The sequence below is a fragment of the Caballeronia sordidicola genome (genome assembly GCF_001544455.2).
Taxonomy (GTDB): domain Bacteria; phylum Pseudomonadota; class Gammaproteobacteria; order Burkholderiales; family Burkholderiaceae; genus Caballeronia; species Caballeronia sordidicola.
Map to the genome: position 1 here is coordinate 13,350 of NZ_FCOC02000018.1, position 15,702 is coordinate 29,051.

At 63.2% G+C, this 15,702-nt stretch carries 16 protein-coding genes; 9 read left to right on the forward strand and 7 right to left on the reverse strand.

From position 1 onward, the window contains the following. Positions 1-22: 22 nt before the first annotated feature. The 4 genes from AWB64_RS23295 to AWB64_RS23310 are packed head-to-tail and all read right to left on the reverse strand — an operon-like array spanning position 23 to position 3,557. Positions 23-970 carry a ketoacyl-ACP synthase III family protein gene (locus tag AWB64_RS23295; protein ID WP_060857813.1) on the reverse strand — a complete coding sequence of 316 codons (948 nt, stop codon included), beginning with the start codon at positions 968-970 and terminating at the stop codon, positions 23-25. Positions 971-972: 2 nt separating this feature from the next. Continuing rightward, positions 973-1,995: a beta-ketoacyl-[acyl-carrier-protein] synthase family protein gene (locus tag AWB64_RS23300; RefSeq protein ID WP_060857814.1), complete on the reverse strand. Its 1,023-nt coding sequence runs from the start codon at positions 1,993-1,995 to the stop codon at positions 973-975. Next, complete coding sequence (locus AWB64_RS23305) at positions 1,979-2,257, reverse strand: acyl carrier protein (RefSeq protein ID WP_060857815.1); 279 nt, start codon at positions 2,255-2,257, stop codon at positions 1,979-1,981. Before AWB64_RS23305 ends, AWB64_RS23300 begins: the two co-directional genes overlap by 17 nt. Next, complete coding sequence (locus tag AWB64_RS23310; RefSeq protein WP_060857816.1) at positions 2,247-3,557, reverse strand: acyl-CoA dehydrogenase family protein; 1,311 nt, start codon at positions 3,555-3,557, stop codon at positions 2,247-2,249. Before AWB64_RS23310 ends, AWB64_RS23305 begins: the two co-directional genes overlap by 11 nt. Before the next feature lie 240 nt (positions 3,558-3,797). Here AWB64_RS23310 and AWB64_RS23315 point away from each other — a divergent pair, with 240 nt between their 5' ends. Further along, positions 3,798-4,634, forward strand: a complete 837-nt coding sequence (locus AWB64_RS23315) for a FadR/GntR family transcriptional regulator (protein WP_060857817.1) — start codon at positions 3,798-3,800, stop codon at positions 4,632-4,634. Between the two features lie 55 nt (positions 4,635-4,689). On the opposite strand, the gene AWB64_RS23320 is transcribed toward AWB64_RS23315, so the two are convergent. From AWB64_RS23320 to AWB64_RS23330, 3 genes are all read right to left on the reverse strand, one after another. Then, complete coding sequence (locus tag AWB64_RS23320; RefSeq protein WP_060857818.1) at positions 4,690-6,114, reverse strand: amidase family protein; 1,425 nt, start codon at positions 6,112-6,114, stop codon at positions 4,690-4,692. Positions 6,115-6,455: 341 nt separating this feature from the next. Further along, complete coding sequence (locus AWB64_RS23325; protein WP_060857819.1) at positions 6,456-6,785, reverse strand: helix-turn-helix domain-containing protein; 330 nt, start codon at positions 6,783-6,785, stop codon at positions 6,456-6,458. A 57-nt stretch (positions 6,786-6,842) separates the two neighbouring features. Further along, positions 6,843-7,202: a helix-turn-helix transcriptional regulator gene (locus AWB64_RS23330; RefSeq protein WP_060857820.1), complete on the reverse strand. Its 360-nt coding sequence runs from the start codon at positions 7,200-7,202 to the stop codon at positions 6,843-6,845. Between the two features lie 161 nt (positions 7,203-7,363). Between AWB64_RS23330 and urtB the strand changes: the two genes are divergently transcribed. The 8 genes from urtB to AWB64_RS23370 all read left to right on the forward strand — a co-directional run bounded on the left by urtB (position 7,364) and on the right by AWB64_RS23370 (position 15,098). Further along, positions 7,364-8,239 (forward strand): urea ABC transporter permease subunit UrtB, encoded by an 876-nt coding sequence (gene urtB, locus AWB64_RS23335; RefSeq protein ID WP_060857821.1) that lies wholly within the window; start codon positions 7,364-7,366, stop codon positions 8,237-8,239. Between the two features lie 5 nt (positions 8,240-8,244). Further along, entirely contained in the window at positions 8,245-9,318 is a 1,074-nt protein-coding gene (locus AWB64_RS23340) for a branched-chain amino acid ABC transporter permease (RefSeq protein WP_060857822.1), read from the forward strand. Beyond that, a complete protein-coding gene (locus AWB64_RS23345) occupies positions 9,318-10,052 on the forward strand; it encodes an ABC transporter ATP-binding protein (protein ID WP_060857823.1) in 735 nt (244 codons plus the stop codon). The genes AWB64_RS23340 and AWB64_RS23345 overlap by 1 nt, the downstream gene beginning before the upstream one ends. Then, the gene (locus AWB64_RS23350; RefSeq protein ID WP_060857824.1) at positions 10,039-10,782 is read left to right on the forward strand and encodes an ABC transporter ATP-binding protein; all 744 of its coding nucleotides are present in this window, start codon (positions 10,039-10,041) and stop codon (positions 10,780-10,782) included. Before AWB64_RS23345 ends, AWB64_RS23350 begins: the two co-directional genes overlap by 14 nt. 17 nt (positions 10,783-10,799) lie before the next feature. Next, entirely contained in the window at positions 10,800-11,978 is a 1,179-nt protein-coding gene (locus AWB64_RS23355; RefSeq protein WP_060857825.1) for an ABC transporter substrate-binding protein, read from the forward strand. Between the two features lie 54 nt (positions 11,979-12,032). Continuing rightward, positions 12,033-13,448, forward strand: a complete 1,416-nt coding sequence (locus AWB64_RS23360; protein WP_060857826.1) for an amidase family protein — start codon at positions 12,033-12,035, stop codon at positions 13,446-13,448. Then, positions 13,445-13,990 carry an amino acid synthesis family protein gene (locus AWB64_RS23365; RefSeq protein WP_060857827.1) on the forward strand — a complete coding sequence of 182 codons (546 nt, stop codon included), beginning with the start codon at positions 13,445-13,447 and terminating at the stop codon, positions 13,988-13,990. The genes AWB64_RS23360 and AWB64_RS23365 overlap by 4 nt, the downstream gene beginning before the upstream one ends. A 73-nt stretch (positions 13,991-14,063) precedes the next feature. Beyond that, on the forward strand, positions 14,064-15,098 hold the full coding sequence (locus AWB64_RS23370; RefSeq protein ID WP_060857828.1) for a porin: 1,035 nt from the start codon (positions 14,064-14,066) through the stop codon (positions 15,096-15,098). Positions 15,099-15,702 lie beyond the last annotated feature (604 nt).

A 15,702-nucleotide genomic window follows, 5' to 3' on the forward strand; every position in this document is an offset into this window, starting at 1 on the left:
CGGGTAGCGATCAGGTTCGGGATCAGTGGCGGATCACCATGGCGCCAAAGCAGCCGGCAAGTCCGCTGGAGAACAGCAGAGAACAGGAGCCCGGTTGCCCGCGTGGCGCGGAGTGGAAGTTGATGAACGGATCGGCACCAAACACGTGGCCGAGGCGACCGATATTCGCTGTGTAAAGACGCTCCCGTGGTACGGACAGCATGGCCGTGAGGCGTCGCCAGCCGGGGAGGTTCACATGGTGAGGCAGAATATGAACAAGCTCATTCCCCGTGACGCCTGCCTGTTCCAGTGCCGCACGCATCGTCGTAAATGCTGACCAGTAGTAACGGTCATCCGGTACGGGCCGAAGGTCATTGTCGGTGCCGCGGAAGTAGCGACCGTCGGTATAAAGGTGCAGCCCCACGATGCAGTTGCGGTCGGTGCCGCGCTCCAGCAGGATTGCGCACGCCCCGTCGCTGTGTAGCGCGAGGTCCTCGATGGCGCGCAGATGATCACAGCCCGAGCCCATCACATCTGCACACACGACAATTGCCCGCTGGATGGGGCGACCTGCGAGAGTGAGCACGCGCAGCACGCGGATGGCGGCCATCGGTGAGACGCAGTTCTGCTGCATCACCGAGAACGCGAGTGCGCGCTCCAGGCCCATACGGGACTGGATGAACGCGGCAGTACCGGCAGGCGGCGCCATGACACTGCTCTGGATGGTGTGCGTGTAGATCAGGGCATCGATGCTTGCCGGCGTCGTGCCGGTATCTTCAAGCAGGGCGGAAACCGCTGCGCATGCCAGTGTGACGGGTGATGCCGCTGCGGCGTCGTGGAACTGCTGCACCCCATTCCTCAGCAGTGCGCTCGCGCGGGCCTCGGGAAGTCCGCAGCGACGGACCCATGTGTTCGCATCGACCGTCCGGGCCGGAAGGCTGAGTGCGATGCCGGACAGCGACAGCAGGGAAGGGGTTGGGCGCGCAGGCATCGCTAGCTCCCGCAGTATTGGAGGATGGCGCACGCGGCCTGTCCCTGGAAGCCGGTCGCCCACAGCAGGATACGTTGCCCGTCCGTCGGGACCGCCGACTGCAGCAAGACGTGGAGCTGCGCCAGCGCATCTGCGGCACACAGATAGCCGATGTCGCCCGGTTCGGGGTACCACATCCGCGACACAGGAAGTCGGGCATCTGCGCTGACATCGCATGCCAGGGTGGTATTGATGCGCGGGGGCACGACCCAGTTGATTGCCGTAGGGTTCAGGCCCGCCTGCATGCACGTTTGCCCGATGACTTCGACCAGGACCGTTTCGTCGACATACAGATCGAGGGACCGGAATGGGAGGTCAGGCGTGTGGACGTTGACATTGAGCACACGCCATCCGGGTCCCGCCTGCTGCCTGACCAGCGCAGCGGCGGCACCGTCACCCAATGCGGTGAGCGTCCCGACCTGCCGCGAGAACGGCGGCAGCCAGCGTTCAGCGCCGACGATCAGTGCACTGCGCATGCGCTCGTCGCTGGCCATCATGTCGGACGCGACTTGAAGCGCAAGAAAGAAAGAGACGCCCTGCAACTGTCCAATCGCGAACGGCACCCCTGTGGATCCCAGCTCGCTGTGCAGCCGACCCGCGCACGAGAGCGCGAGGTCGTCCTCGAAGCTTGTCGCGCAGACGATGACCTGATCCGGTGGCGGGCTCTCCTTCGCGGGGCACCGCCGGATGGCTTCCCTTGCGACCATCGATGCCATCTCGGAGAGCAGGAGGCGTTGCTCGCAGGCGACGTACTCCGGCATCGCGGTGCTCAGCGGGCTCGCTGAATCATGGACGGGCGCTGCATCCACCTTAGGGCGCCAGCGCAGCGTATCGGCATAGACTGAGCGCATGACGGCCTCACGTGCGGATGAAGGGATCGCCGGGTACTGCGACGCAACGTCGGGCCGCGCGCGCACCGCCGGTACATACCGGGCCGTGGCCATGATGCATGGCCGCTGGCGAACGGCGTCAGTTGCGGCGGACATGGGATTCCACGAAGGCGACGAGGTTGGCGAAACGCATGAACAGATCGGCCGAAAGATCCTCCGGTGCGAGCGTGAAGCCGAAACGCTGCTCGAGCTGCAGGAGCAGGTCCGTCATGTTCATGGAGTCGATGCCGACGTCGAACAGGTTCGTGTCGTCGGCGATCAGGTCCGCAGCCATGGTGCTGCCAATGGCCGATACCAGGCATGACCGGATGGTGGCTGCGATTTCTTCGCGCCCGGGGCTGTGCGTGTCATGCGTCATGAGATGTCTCCTGCCCGGATTGATGAGCGTTGGTGTTGTCAGGCGATGAGTCAGGTGTGGTGGGGTAGCTGCCGGGCGGTGCCGCGATGTCCCACGGACGCGACGTCGATCGCTGGGCTGCCCGCGCAATCATGAGTCGCTGCAGCTCGCCGGTACCTTCCATGATGTCGAATGCCCTGGCATCCCGGTAAGCCTGCTCAAGTGACGGACAGGCAATGATGCCGTCGATACCGGCGAGGTCCAGTGCCGCACGTGTGATCCGTGCGGCGACACGCGAGGCAAACGCCTTGGTCATGGATGAATCCATGGATGTCGCGATGCCGCGATCCGTCTTCCAGGCCGTGCAGTGACAGAGCAGCCATGCCGCCGCAATCTGGCGGTCAATGTCGAGCAGGGACGCTTCCACGTTCGCCACGCCTTGATGCCTGTCCGCGGGTGTGCCGCCCGCATCAAGCCAGGCCACAAGGTCCGCGCGCACCCGCCGGCAGGCACCCACCATGACGGCGGAAAGCAGTGGCCTGAAATAGTCCCAGGATCGCTGTGCACCCGAGAAAGCGTCATCGAGCGGCTTTTCGTTGCCGCGGGCAAGCAGCGCATCATCGGTGACCTCGCAGTCGGCGTAGGACAGCACGGCAAGCTGGGTTGCACGCAGCCCTGCCATCCGTTCGATGCGTGACAGCGTGAATCCCGGTGTATTGCAATCCACCAGGAATGCGCGGACACCGTAGCGACCCATCTGCCGGTTGATCGTTGCAAACGTGATCACGCAGTCGGCACGCGCACCGTTCGTGATGAAGCACTTGGTGCCATTCAGGACCCAGCCGCGACCGGTCTTTCGTGCATGGGTGCGCATGGCAGTCGCGTCCGAACCGCAGTCTGGCTCGGTGATGGCGAAAGCGCCCCACCGTGGCGTGCCGGACTGGAACCGCTGGAAGAACCGGGCCTGCTGTTGGGTCGAAGCGAGGGCAACGACAGGCGGCATGGCAAGCCCCGGGCCCGGCAACGCCAGCGCGAGGCTTGCGTCGGCCTCCCCGAGGCACGCCATCAACGTTGCCTGCGCCACGAGGGACTGCAACGCTGGGCAGCCACCGTACCGGGTAGGCACAAGATTCATGTTCAGGGCGCTTACGTCGCCGTTACGCCAGGGAGGACCGGCGATCTCACTGGTTGCGTCCGATTCGGGACTGACGGCGCGCATACGCTTGGCAAGCAGGTCGAGATCGAGCCCGCGATCGGCGAGCGCCATAGCGATGTCGTCGATCGTGCGAGCCTGCTGCGACGTCTGGTCATGTCGCGTCATGACGTCTTCTCCCTGGTGGGCAAATCTGCGCCCCGGACCGATAATCGCGCGAACCCACGGATGAGGTTTGCGTTTCGTATGGCAATGAGCGTAGGTATGAGGGTGGGGGGTGTCACCTCCGAACATTAGGAGGGTGTTGTATCGGAGGCGTTCGTGGGGACGTTGTGGCGGTCACCCCGCATCGGATGACCGATAATGACGTTCAGACCAAACGATGATGGCCAACTACGGGTGTGACGTATGGCAGCGCGAAAACAGACGACAGAGAAAAAACCGTTGCTTCAGCCAGGCAACAAGGGGCCGCGTACGACCAAGCGGGGAGATCAGGTGGCCGAGCTCATCAAGAGCTGGATTACCGATGGAAAGCTGCGTCCCGGCATGCGACTGAACAAGGAGGCAGAGCTTCAGGAAATGTTCAACGTCAGCCGCGGCTCGATGCGGGAAGCTCTCAAGTCCCTGGAGGTACAGGGACTTGTGCGTCTGAGTACCGGCCCGGACGGCGGAGCGACGATTACACGCGTACCGCTCGCCCGCGCATTCCAGTCGCTGCAGAACTACCTGTTTTTCGAGAGCATCAGCCTTGAGGACATTTACGCCGTGCGACGGGTGCTGGAGCCGCTACTTGCGGCGGGCGCGGTGGAGCACCTGACGGACGCGGATCTGGAGTCGCTCGAACGCAGCGTGGAGGTGTGCGAGCCATTCGCCGCGAGTCATGAACGTGCCCTCGATCAGCGCCAGGAGGACATCCGTTTTCATGACGTGCTGGCTGGGGCCAATCCGAACGCGTTCCTTCGGTGCGCCTGCCAGATCATCAACCAGATGCTGCATAGCCTGGTGATCGTGGCGGGAAATGTGACGCAAGATGATTATCAGGCGTTTGGTCGGCAGACGGTCGCTGCTCATCGTGCGATCCTTGATGCGGCGAGGCGCCGGGACGCAAGGGCCGTCGAGAAGCTTATGGCGACTCACATGGAAGAAGCGGAGGCGCAGCTTCGCAAAGTGCATGCAGCCTTGCGGCAAAAGCTGGTACTGGATTCAGACCTTGGTCTGCACGCGGGCAGGAAGGGCGCTTCGTGATACCGCGTTTGGCACGGCGGACAGCCGGCCCGGATATCCGGGTCGGCGTGTGGTGTCAGTGCGTTTTGCGGCCACTCATGGGTGAGGAAAGCGTGCGCGCCAGCTCAGCTAGCGGAGCGCGTCCGAGCGCGAGTTCGAGGATGTGGCTTGCCCAGAGCACAAGCGCGTCGGCATGACGGCCGCCGACGATCTGTATCCCGACCGGTAGCCCTTCTGAAGTGGTGCCCGTGTAGACGCTTGCTGCAGGAAGACCGAGCTGGTTGCACCAGGCAGTGAAATGGGGAAACAGCCCGTCGCTGGCTGGGAGTTCCGCAAGCGGCATGGCCACTCGAGGATACACCGGGCAGATGACAAGATCGTACCGCTCGAAGAACGCGTTGACAGCGCCGCCGATCTCCCCTCTTTCTATGAGGGCGCCAAGCAACGTCTCGCGCGATATCGTCGCGCCTGATTCAGAGTAGGCCTGTAACGACGGATCGAGCGCCGCGCCGCCGTCAGCGAGGCCTTCGGTGAGCTGGCGACAGCAGGCCGGCCAGATGGTCGCGTGGATCGAGTTACACCGTGCGATACCCGGCGGATCTTCCTGCTGGACCTTGGCGCCAAGCTCACGGAACGTGTCGACCGTACGCATGAGCCCGTCGTGGACGGCGGTTTCGGGCGTGACAGCGAGGCCCAGGGACGGACTGTACGCTATGCGGACACCGCCTGGTGTTGGCTTGCACTTGAGGCCAAGTTCATAGTCGCTGGCGTCGAACGGCAAGGCGTACCAGTCGCGGCTGTCAGGGCGGCTGATGACGGTCAGGATGCGTGCGGCATCAGACACGCAGCGGGTCATGGGGCCAACGTGGCTCAACAGCCCGAACGGCCCGCGTGGCGCATGCGGAACGCGTCCGAAGCTTGGCTTGAAACCAAATGTGCCAGTGAACGCGGCTGGAATCCGGATCGATCCCCCGCCGTCGGTACCGATTGCTGCGGGCGCCATGCCAAGCGCGACCGCCGCGGCGGCTCCGCCACTACTTCCGCCGGGAGTACGGTCGGTATCCCAGGGATTGCGCGTGACTCCGGTAAGCGGACTATCGGTGACGATCTTGTGGGCGAAATCGGGCAGGGTGGTCTTGGCGAAGCAGATCGCACCGGACTCGCGGAGCCGGGCTACGCACGGGCTGTCATCAAGCGCTGGCGTTTCGTCGGTGACGCGTGAACCGTATCGGGTAGCTAGTCCGGCGACAGCAACGTTGTCCTTGATGTTGACCGGCACGCCATCCAGCGGCCCAAGCGGGCGCTTGCGATACCACCGTGTTTCGGACGCACGGGCCATGTCGAGTGCATCCGCTGCTATCTGGCAGAAGGCATTCACGGCGGGATCGAGCTGTTCTACGCGCAGGAGTACGGCCTGCATGACCTCCACGGGGGAGGTGCCGCCTGTTTTATAAAGCGCATGAAGCTCCTGCGCTGTCAGATCGCAGATGTCATCGCCCATGTTGCCTCCGAATTAATCATCATAAATAGACCATAGATGTGAGGCTCGTTCATGTCAAGTGATCTCGAAGTGGTGAAAAATCAGGGTAAACGAGCGATTATTTGGCGTTGACATCCACATTCTGTGGAAGTAATTTTATGATCACAAATCGTCACGCGAGCCCGCTGCTGGTGACCGGTAGTCTCGGCTTGATACGTGACGCAAGTTTGAAGGGCGTCGTGGTTTGGCGGCACTAGCGGTTCACACGGGTTGTTGATCAATCGAGGCTAATGCTGCGATCCGACGAGGGCGTCAGTTATGGCGCCGTCTGAGTTTGGTCCGGAGACTCAGGAAATCTTAGTTTATTCCTGGGCCAGTTTCTCGGCGCTGGCGAGGAGGGCTCTCTTCTTTTCTTTGCTGAGCCTGCCGGCGATCGTCAGCAGGTTCGCCAGCAGATCGTCGTCCTCGTAGAGGAAGCCCGTGGGGACAAGGAGTGCTCGCGCCAGACGCTGGCTGGTCTGTATGGCAGGGGTGTGTTTGCCCTTTTCGTACTGGTTGACGCGGGTGCTGGCTGAGAATTCGTCGATACCGGCGTGGATGCCAAGCTGCTCCTGGGTCAAGCCCGAGCGCAGTCGCGCCTGTTTCAGGCGTCGAGGGAAGACGGCATCAGAAGTGGGTGTATCGCGCGACATCCGGCGAGTGTCCCGGATTTGCTCAGGGATTTTACTAAGTAATTCTTAGTTGAAAGGCTAAACATTACTTGGTTTTGTCGCCCTGGAGGACGCTGATTGTCTCAGCGTCTCGGCATTCGCGAGGAGGATCTTCTTTTTTCCCCGCGTGAGCCGGGCCGCAGTTACGAGCAGATCGGCGAGCAGATCGTCCTCCTCGTAGAGGAAAGACGTTGGGACGTGCAGCGCCCTGGCCAGACGTTGCCCCATCAAAAGGTGGGGCAGGTGCTTGCCTCTTTCGTATTGATTGATGCGGGCACTGGCGGAGAATTCGTCGATTCCCGCATTGATACCGAGTTGCTCCTGGGTCAGGCCCGCGCGTACCCGTGCCTCTTTCAGGCGTTTGGCAAAAACGGAGGATGTCGTGTGCTTAACCGGCATCCTGCGAGTCTCTGGGAATTGCTTGCCATTTTTACTAAGAGTTACTTAGTCTCATACCTAAGAAATTCTCGGCTGTGAGGGAGGTGCCGCAATACGGCCCGTTTGCCAATTACACGCGCGGGGTAACAGCTCCGCAGATATGAAGACCGGGACTTATTCATATGACGACGATTCTTAACATTTTGGGGTACATGAGCATTCTGATGCTGGTGGCGCTTGGGCTTGCGGTCGTCTTCGGCATGATGGACATCGTGAACCTTGCACATGCCGAGTGGGTCACGATCGGCGCATACGCGTTAGCCATCGCGCAGGCAGTCGGCGGGAAGGAGGCTTTCTGGGCCGCCTTGCTCGTCGCGCCCGCTGTCGGGGCAGCCCTTGGATGGTGCCTCGAACGTTTCATCATCCGGCTGCTCTATGACCGGCCACTGGACACGCTCCTCGCGACTTATGCGGTGAGCCTGATCCTGCAGAAGGCGCTGGAACTCGTCTTTGGCACCCAGCCGATGCTCGTGTACGCCCCGTTCAGCGGGGCCGTCCCGGTCCCGGGCGGAAGCTATCCGGCCTACCGGATCTTCGTGATCGGCGTCGCGCTGACCGTGACGGCCGGGTGCTGGCTGCTGTTCGCCCGTACGCGCTTTGGTACCCAACTGCGCGCCGTGATCCAGAACCCGGCAATGGCCGAGGCTACTGGCATCGACACCCGGCGCCTGAATCGCATTGCCTTCTGCGGCGGTGCGGCGCTCGCCTCGCTCGCCGGCGTACTCGTTGCGCCCATGGTTTCGGTGGAGTCGCATCTGGGCGTGTCCTATCTCGCCAAGGCGTTCTTCGTGATCGTGCTGGGCGGTATCGGATCGATCGCGGGCAGCATCCTGGGCAGCGCAGTCATCGGTACTGCCGAGACGTTACTGAGCTATCGCGTCGATCCCTCTCTTGCCTCGGCGATGGTGCTGGTCCTCTCCATTGTGGTGATCCGGTTCAGACCGCAAGGGCTGATTCCAGGATTCAGCGCCGCGCATCAGCTTCTCGGTAAAGGATAAAGCGTATGTCTGGAAAACATGCAGGCTGTCTGCGGCTCTGGCTCTCGCAGCCCGCCCTCGGCCCAAGGGATGTTTCACCGCTGCTGATGTGGAGCGTGGCGATGGCCGCCGCGGCGCTCGTGCCTTTCTTTGCCGGTCCCTGGCTGCTGTCGACGGTGCGCGATGCACTGGTCATGGGGATCCTCGCATTGAGCTATGACCTGCTCTGGGGGCGGGCCGGGGTCCTCACGCTCGGCCACACGGCGTTCCTGGGCCTCGGTGCCTATGGATTCGCCGTCGCGACTGTCCAGTTCGGGCAGGCGCCTGTGACGGGGCTGGTGGCCGGTGTGCTCTGCGCCGCGGCTGTTGCTGCTGTGATTGGCTATTTCTTGCTCTTTGCAGGGGTGAGGCTTCACTTCTTCGCCATCATCAGCCTGGCCGTGCTGATCGTCGCCCAGCAGCTCGCCGTCAGCTGGCAGTCGGTGACCGGGGGCGACACGGGCATCCTGGGCATCCCGGGACTGTCATTCAGCGTGGGCGGTCACACGCTCGACATGAGCGGTCCTCGCGCCTCCTGGTACACGGTGGCCATTGTACTGCTTGCCGCGACCGGCCTGATCTGGCTCGTATGCCGCAGCCGCTACGGCAAGGTGCTTGATGCGATCGCGGCTAACGAGTGGCGCGCGAAGGCGTGCGGCTATCACACGTCGTTTCACCTGCTGCTCGTCTTCGTCGCCTCGGCCGCGCTTGCCGCAATCGCTGGCGTACTGATGGCGGCCTGCTCGGGGGTGGTGGCACCGGACGTGTTCTCGCCGATCCTTGCGACCGAAGTGATCCTCTGGGTGGCCATTGGTGGCAGGGGAAGAACTGGTGGACCCGTCGTCGCCGCGGTCGTGCTGACGCTGCTCAGGCAGACCGTCTCCAGCTACAGCGCGGACGGCTGGCCCCTGATCCTCGGCGGTCTGTTTCTCGCCTGTGTGCTGTTCTTGCCCAACGGACTGCAGCTCCACGAACTGTTGGAGGCTGCGCGTTGGGCTGCTCGAGCGGTACGGAGCAGGCCACCGGTTCACCGGGCGGAACACGCACGGGAGGAGCGGTAATGGACGGCCAGTTTCTGCAGGGCACCAACCTGTCGCGCGCGTTCGGTGGAATCACCGCCGTGGCGGGCGTCGACATCAACATCGCGCCACGCGACCTGCTATGCGTGATTGGCCCGAACGGCGCGGGCAAGAGCACGCTTGTCGGCCTGCTCTCAGGCGCGATTGTCCCTGGTTCCGGCGAACTGACTCTCGATGGTGAGCGGATGACCGGTCGCCCGATGCACGCGTTCTGCCGGCGCGGCGTGGTGCGCAAGTTTCAGGGGACGAACACCTTCCTCACGATGACGGTGCGCGACAACCTGGTGGTGGCGGGTCTTGGCGTCGCGGCTTACCGGGCGACGCCAATGCCCGATCCCGACGCGGTGCTGGAGGAGGTGGGTCTGGCCGGGCAGGCGTGCGAGCTCGCATCGCATCTGCCGCATGGTGAGCGGCAGTGGCTCGAAATCGGCATGGCGATCATGTGCCAGCCCGCATTGCTGCTGCTCGATGAACCCGCAGCCGGACTGTCCGCGAAGGACGCGCAGCGGCTGGTGTGCCTCATTCATCGGTTGCGTGAGCGATGCGCGGTGCTCGCCATCGAACACGACCTCGGCTTCGTGCAGTCCCTCGCATGTGAGACCTGGGTGATGCACCGGGGGGAGGTGGTCCGGCGCGGATCGTATGCGGAGATCGCTGGTGACGAGGAGATCCGCCGCATCTATCTGGGCAGGGGAGCGACACATGCTGCGCATTGAAAACCTGTGCGCCGGATATGGCGATGTGGATGTGATCCATAACCTCTCGCTGGACGTGTTGCCGAACGAGGTGGTCGCTGTGCTCGGGTGCAATGGCGCGGGCAAGACCACCCTGGTGAAGGCTGTCATGGGGCTGCTGCCTCGTGTGAGCGGACAGGTCGCTTTCCTGGGGCAGTCGGTGACCGGCCTGCGTACACATGAGATTGCACGCCGGGGTATCGGTCTGATCCCGCAGGGGCGATGGATCTTCCCGAAACTGACCGTGCGGGAGAACCTACTGATGGGTACGCAGGCCGCCGGTGGGGCGGACATCCTCGATGAGGTATTCGATTACTTCCCGGTGCTCAAGACGCGCCTGTCGCAGCAGGGCGGCACGCTCTCGGGTGGCGAGCAGCAGGTCCTCGCTATCTCACGCGCCCTGTGCGGCCGTCCAAAACTGCTCCTGCTGGATGAGCCCTCCGATGGCGTGCAGCCCAATCTGGTCGAGCGTATCGGCGAGGTGATTCCCGAGCTCTGCCGCCGTTCGAAGCTGGCGGTGCTCCTTGTCGAACAGAACCTCGACCTGGTCGTTCAAAGCGCACGCCGTTGCATCGTGCTCAGCAACGGGCGGCTCGTGCATGCCGGCGCCGTTGAGCCGCGACACAGCGGGGGGGGCGAACACCCGCTTGCGCGCTATCTGTCTCCGGCGACGGACAACGCGCCGGAATTCCATCAACAAAACATTCAGTGAATCGAGTGAGAAGACGCATGAACCGACGTGAATTTTCCCGAACCGTGCTACTTGGCGCAGCGGCATCCCTCGCCACATCGGCTGTCTTTCCGTTCGCGCGTGGCGCCGAGCCGTTGAAGATCGGCCTGCTCGCGCCACTCAGCGGTCCCCTGACACGCGTGGGACAGACCAACCGTAACTGCGCCGCACTTGCGGTGGACGAGATCAACGCGGCAGGTGGACTGCTTGGCCGACCGCTGCAGCTAAGCGTCGAGGACACGCAGATGTCGACAGCCGTGACGCTGGAGAAGGCGCGGCAGCTTTTTATGCGCGACGACGTCGCGATGATCACGGGCATGGTGCTGCCGTCGGAGCGCGAGGCGGCCCTTCAGGCGGCGAGGGCAGCGCGAAAACTTATCGTCTATCCGAACTTCGACGAGGGGCGGTGCGACCCGCAACTGCTTACGACGGGCCTCGCCGCGAGCCAGCGCATCGAGCCACTCATTGCGTGGCTCATGCGCGGCGGTGGACAGTCCGCCTGCGCAGTCGTCTCGGACATCGGCAGCAACCGGAAGGTGCTGATCCCGCAGCTGCAGGCGGCGGTGGCGCGCCACGGCGGGAAGTTCCTCGATGTCTTCTGGCTGCCCTTCGGCACGCGCGACTACGGGGCCGTCCTGCAACAGGTCGCCAGCGCTAATCCGCAGATCGTGTGGCACAGCATCGGGGACGACCCGGTGACGTTCGTGAAGCAGTACCGGTCGTTCGCGATGAAACCGCAACTGGTGACGGATATCGCACACGAATCCCTCTCGATCGCAACCACAGGTGCATCGACCGGAACGATCGGAGTGTCGTCGTACTTCATCAGCATCGACAACCCGGAAAACCCGTCATTCCTCGCACGCTATACGGCGCATTACGCCGATGCACGCGATCCGAGGCTCGGGCGCTATGCCGTGGTGCTGCCGCATGGTGAGAACACCTATGCGGGTGTTCGTCTTTTCGCCGAAGCCGTCCGGGCGGCGGGAAGTGTTGATGCTGCTCGTGTCAAGGCCGCGTTGCCGGGCGTGTCAGTAGCACTTCCACGTGGCAAGACTGGCGTGAGTCGCGATGGTGGTCATGTGCTTTGCCAGACACGGATCGGCCAGGCCCTTCCCGATAACAGCTTTTTGATCCTGGAATCCACGGGCCCGGTTATGCCGGTCTGTGAAGGATAGACGTCTTCTCGCCACGCTTCGGAATTGTTCTTGCCAAGAAATAAGGATTACAAAATGAGCGAAATTGTCATGTTGAATGTGACTCAGCTGGTTGCCGGCTTTCGGCAGCGCAGCCTCTCGCCTGTGGAGGTCATGTGCGCGGTACTGGACAGGGTCACGAAACTCGATCCGGTGGTCAACGCCTTCTGTGCTCTCGACGAGGAAGGGGCAATGTCGGCCGCCGGCGAGGCCGAGCGCCGATGGATGCGGGGCGAGCCGTGCGGTCCGCTTGATGGCGTCCCGGTATCGGTCAAGGATCTCGTCACCGTGGCCGGTTTTCCGACACGACATGGTTCATGGACCGCTTCGCCGGACCGCGAGAGCGTAGATGCGCCGGCCGTTGCGCGGCTGCGGCGTGCGGGCGCCATACCGTTTGGCAAGACAACGACGTCCGAGTTCGGCAACAAGATCGTCACCGACTGTCCGTTGACAGGTGCGACGCGCAATCCGTTGGACACGCGGCTCTCGCCTGGGGGCAGCAGCGGCGGATCGGCGGTCGCGGTTGCGCTGGGGATGGGACCACTGTCGCTTGCCACTGATGGGGGCGGGTCCATCCGGATTCCGGCCTGCTGGAGTGGTGTGATCGGGTTCAAGCCTACGTTCGCGCTGGTGCCGGCGGGCAATGCGTCGTCGTGGACTGCACTGTCCACGCTTGGCCCTATCGCGCGAACGGTGCGCGACGCAGCGTTGATGCTTGATGCGATGACCGCCGCGAGCAACGACGGGCTTTCGGGAGCAGGGAGTCCGTCCGGCTACTCCGCGGCGCTGGACGACGGCGTAGAGGCTTTGCGGATCGCCTGGTGCCCCGCCCCGGATGGTGTGCCGGTAGCGTCGGACATCGCGGAATGTGTCAAGAGGGCAGTCGATACATTTAGGGCACTCGGCGCGACGGTCATCGAGACTGACGTCGCGCCGATCGCGGACTACTACGGTAATGGCCGCATGCATTCGGTCCAGTGGTCGGTGTTCTTCGCTCAGCGTGTGAGGCATATGGAGGCAGCCGACAGGACGCTGCTTGATCCTGAGCTGATGGCACTGTCGGATGCAGGAGCCCGGATCGACACCGCGACATTCGTCGATGCGCTGCTTGCCCGTCACGCACTCGCCGCATCGATGGAAACGTTCTTCGAGCGTTACGACCTGCTGATCACGCCGACGTTTCATTGCGGGCCACCTCCGGTGCCCGGCTTGCCCGGCCATCTGCGCGAAGCACCGCTGCTGACAGCATGGTGCAACCAGGCTGGCGTGCCTGCGATATCCGTGCCGTGCGGATTCGCAGGAGATCTGCCGACCGGTCTGCAAATCATCGGGCGTCGGGGCAATGATGCCCTGGTGCTGCGGGCAGCGCGAGCGTACGAACTGGCGAGAGGGGATTTTCCGGCACCGGGACCGGATTTGCAGCTTCCGGACGAGACGGAGATCGCGCCATGAACGTCCAGATTACACAGATCGTGCTCCATTTCGTTGAACGGTGCGTGGAGATCGGCACGCCGGTAACCCCGCCGCACCGCCAGGCAGTAGCCGCTGCGGTGCTGAAGCCGACCCACGTTGACGTTGCCTGCGAGCTTGAGGCGCTCTATGCGATGGGCGCTGACCTCGGCCGGATGCTCACCGCACGGGCGCTGCTTGCGCTCGGTTGTGCAGGGGAAACCATCCAGGGTTACGGGAAGGCCGCGCTCCTGGGCACAGCGATACCGCTCGAATGGGGCGCGGCGCTGCTCCATCCGCAGCTCGGCAAGGCGGTGCGAGACTGCCTGCCGGGCGCGTCTTCGATCATGCCGTCTGTCACGAAGCGCGGGCCTGCGGGTGCGTGCGTCGACATTCCCCTGCACAGCGTCACGGACATGTGGAGCTTCGACCACTTCGACACGGTGTCGCTCTGCATACCTGACTCCCCAGCACCGGACGAGCTGCTGATTGCCATTGCGCTCGCCGAGCGCGGCAGGCCGCTCGCGCGTGTCACGCCGGGGTGACGCGCGGCGATAAGCCGTGCCGTCGGGCAGGCGCACATCAAACGAACACTCACAACCGATGAAGGAGAAAAACATGGGCAGGGACGTGCGGGGAAGATGGAGCAAGGGGCTGACAGCGCTGTCGTTATGCGTCACAGTGGGCCCAGTACACGCGCAGTCGTCGGTCTCTCTCTATGGGCTAGCTGATGCATTTGCCGGGGTGGTGCGTACGCCCGGCTCGGCGGGCAACGTCTGGCAAGTGGGCTCGGGCGGGCTCTCGACATCGTATTGGGGCATGTCGGGCGCCGAGGATTTGGGCGGCGGCATGAAGGCGATTTTCACGCTCGAAAGCTTTTACCGGATCAACAGCGGACAGTCAGGCGCGTACGACGGGCAGTCGTTCTTTGGGCGCAGGGCATACGTCGGCCTGAGTGGGCAATTTGGCCAGGTGACACTGGGGCGTAATGATTCGCTGCTGTTCGTCTCCACATTGCTGTTCAACCCGTTTGGCAACTCGTTCGTCTTCTCGCCCATGGTGGTCCACACGTTCCTCGATTCCGCGATGGGCGCGGCGTCCGTGCAAAGCGATACGGCGATTGATGATTCGATCGTCTACCAGACGCCGGAGGTTGGCGGTCTGACAGGAAGTGTGCTGTACAGCAATGCGGGCATCGCGGGCCACGCCGGACAGGCGAACTACAGTGCGAACGTGCTGTACTTCGCGGGGCCGTTCTCGGCGACCGCCGCAGTACAGAGTCTTCATACTGCGTCGCTTTTCCCGAACGGCGCCACGGAGCAGACCGCGTGGTTGGCCGGAGCGGCGTATCGCGTGCAGGCAGTGAAGCTCTATCTGCAGTACGAACGGGTGACCAACAACAATGACCTTACCGACGATACCGTCCAGGTGGGGGCGAGCGCGCAGGTCGGCACGGGCAGCATACTGGCGTCCTGGGCGGGAACGCTCCGACGGCCTGCACAGGGCGCCGATATCCGCTGGTCGACAGTGGTGCTCGGTTACGACTACCCGCTCTCGAAACGCACGGATGTCTACGCCGCGTGGCGGTATGACATGATGACCAGTGTGTCGTCAGGCAACAGCCTAGGTGCGGGCATCAGGATGAAGTTCTAGCTGGCCCTCCCCAGCATGTTGGCATGCCCGGAAGACCGGTGACCAAACTGGCAGATCGGCGCATCGGAATCCTTCCATAAAGCGGCGGACGACGCCTCAGATCCCAGCGGCGCGTTGCAACGTGTCGCACTCGCGTCGCGAGGGCAGTCGGCGCATGACGAAAAATCTCTGGGGCGCATGTCGTGTGCTCACGCTTGGGAAGCCAGGGCGCCCGGTCGCGCGACGTCGCTGGCGATTTCCTCTGAGGCGCAGTTAAATTGCTCCGGACGCGCGCTCCGGTGATTTGCAGGCTCGCGACGCGTGCGTGCCTGTAGCTCATATCCGGGGTTCCATGCCGGGGTGCTCACTCGCCTTCTGGCGAAACAATGCCTCGGGCGTTGCCGTCCTCGTTATTGCTTCCGGGCACGCACCCGATCAGACCAAACATGGCCTGGAATTCGTACCCGCAGTCTTCGCACACATACTCCTGGTAGACCGTGTACGCACCCACAGCACATGCCCCATTGTGACGTTCAGCGTGTCGCATGCCGGGCAGCGCACGGCGCCATCGTCAACGGTACGCTTTTGCCATTCATCGGAAGACAGCACGAATGTCTCTCCTGGT

Coding starts and splice junctions, on each gene's coding strand:
- AWB64_RS23370 (WP_060857828.1), top strand. CDS start 14,064: ATGGGCAGGGACGTGCGGGGAAGATGGAGCAAGGGGCTGACAGCGCTG.
- AWB64_RS23300 (WP_060857814.1), bottom strand. CDS start 1,995: ATGTCCGCCGCAACTGACGCCGTTCGCCAGCGGCCATGCATCATGGCC.
- AWB64_RS23365 (WP_060857827.1), top strand. CDS start 13,445: ATGAACGTCCAGATTACACAGATCGTGCTCCATTTCGTTGAACGGTGC.
- AWB64_RS23345 (WP_060857823.1), top strand. CDS start 9,318: ATGGACGGCCAGTTTCTGCAGGGCACCAACCTGTCGCGCGCGTTCGGT.
- AWB64_RS23350 (WP_060857824.1), top strand. CDS start 10,039: ATGCTGCGCATTGAAAACCTGTGCGCCGGATATGGCGATGTGGATGTG.
- AWB64_RS23295 (WP_060857813.1), bottom strand. CDS start 970: ATGCCTGCGCGCCCAACCCCTTCCCTGCTGTCGCTGTCCGGCATCGCA.
- AWB64_RS23340 (WP_060857822.1), top strand. CDS start 8,245: ATGTCTGGAAAACATGCAGGCTGTCTGCGGCTCTGGCTCTCGCAGCCC.
- AWB64_RS23360 (WP_060857826.1), top strand. CDS start 12,033: ATGAGCGAAATTGTCATGTTGAATGTGACTCAGCTGGTTGCCGGCTTT.
- AWB64_RS23325 (WP_060857819.1), bottom strand. CDS start 6,785: ATGTCGCGCGATACACCCACTTCTGATGCCGTCTTCCCTCGACGCCTG.
- AWB64_RS23320 (WP_060857818.1), bottom strand. CDS start 6,114: ATGGGCGATGACATCTGCGATCTGACAGCGCAGGAGCTTCATGCGCTT.
- AWB64_RS23315 (WP_060857817.1), top strand. CDS start 3,798: ATGGCAGCGCGAAAACAGACGACAGAGAAAAAACCGTTGCTTCAGCCA.
- AWB64_RS23305 (WP_060857815.1), bottom strand. CDS start 2,257: ATGACGCATGACACGCACAGCCCCGGGCGCGAAGAAATCGCAGCCACC.
- urtB (WP_060857821.1), top strand. CDS start 7,364: ATGACGACGATTCTTAACATTTTGGGGTACATGAGCATTCTGATGCTG.
- AWB64_RS23355 (WP_060857825.1), top strand. CDS start 10,800: ATGAACCGACGTGAATTTTCCCGAACCGTGCTACTTGGCGCAGCGGCA.
- AWB64_RS23310 (WP_060857816.1), bottom strand. CDS start 3,557: ATGACGCGACATGACCAGACGTCGCAGCAGGCTCGCACGATCGACGAC.
- AWB64_RS23330 (WP_060857820.1), bottom strand. CDS start 7,202: ATGCCGGTTAAGCACACGACATCCTCCGTTTTTGCCAAACGCCTGAAA.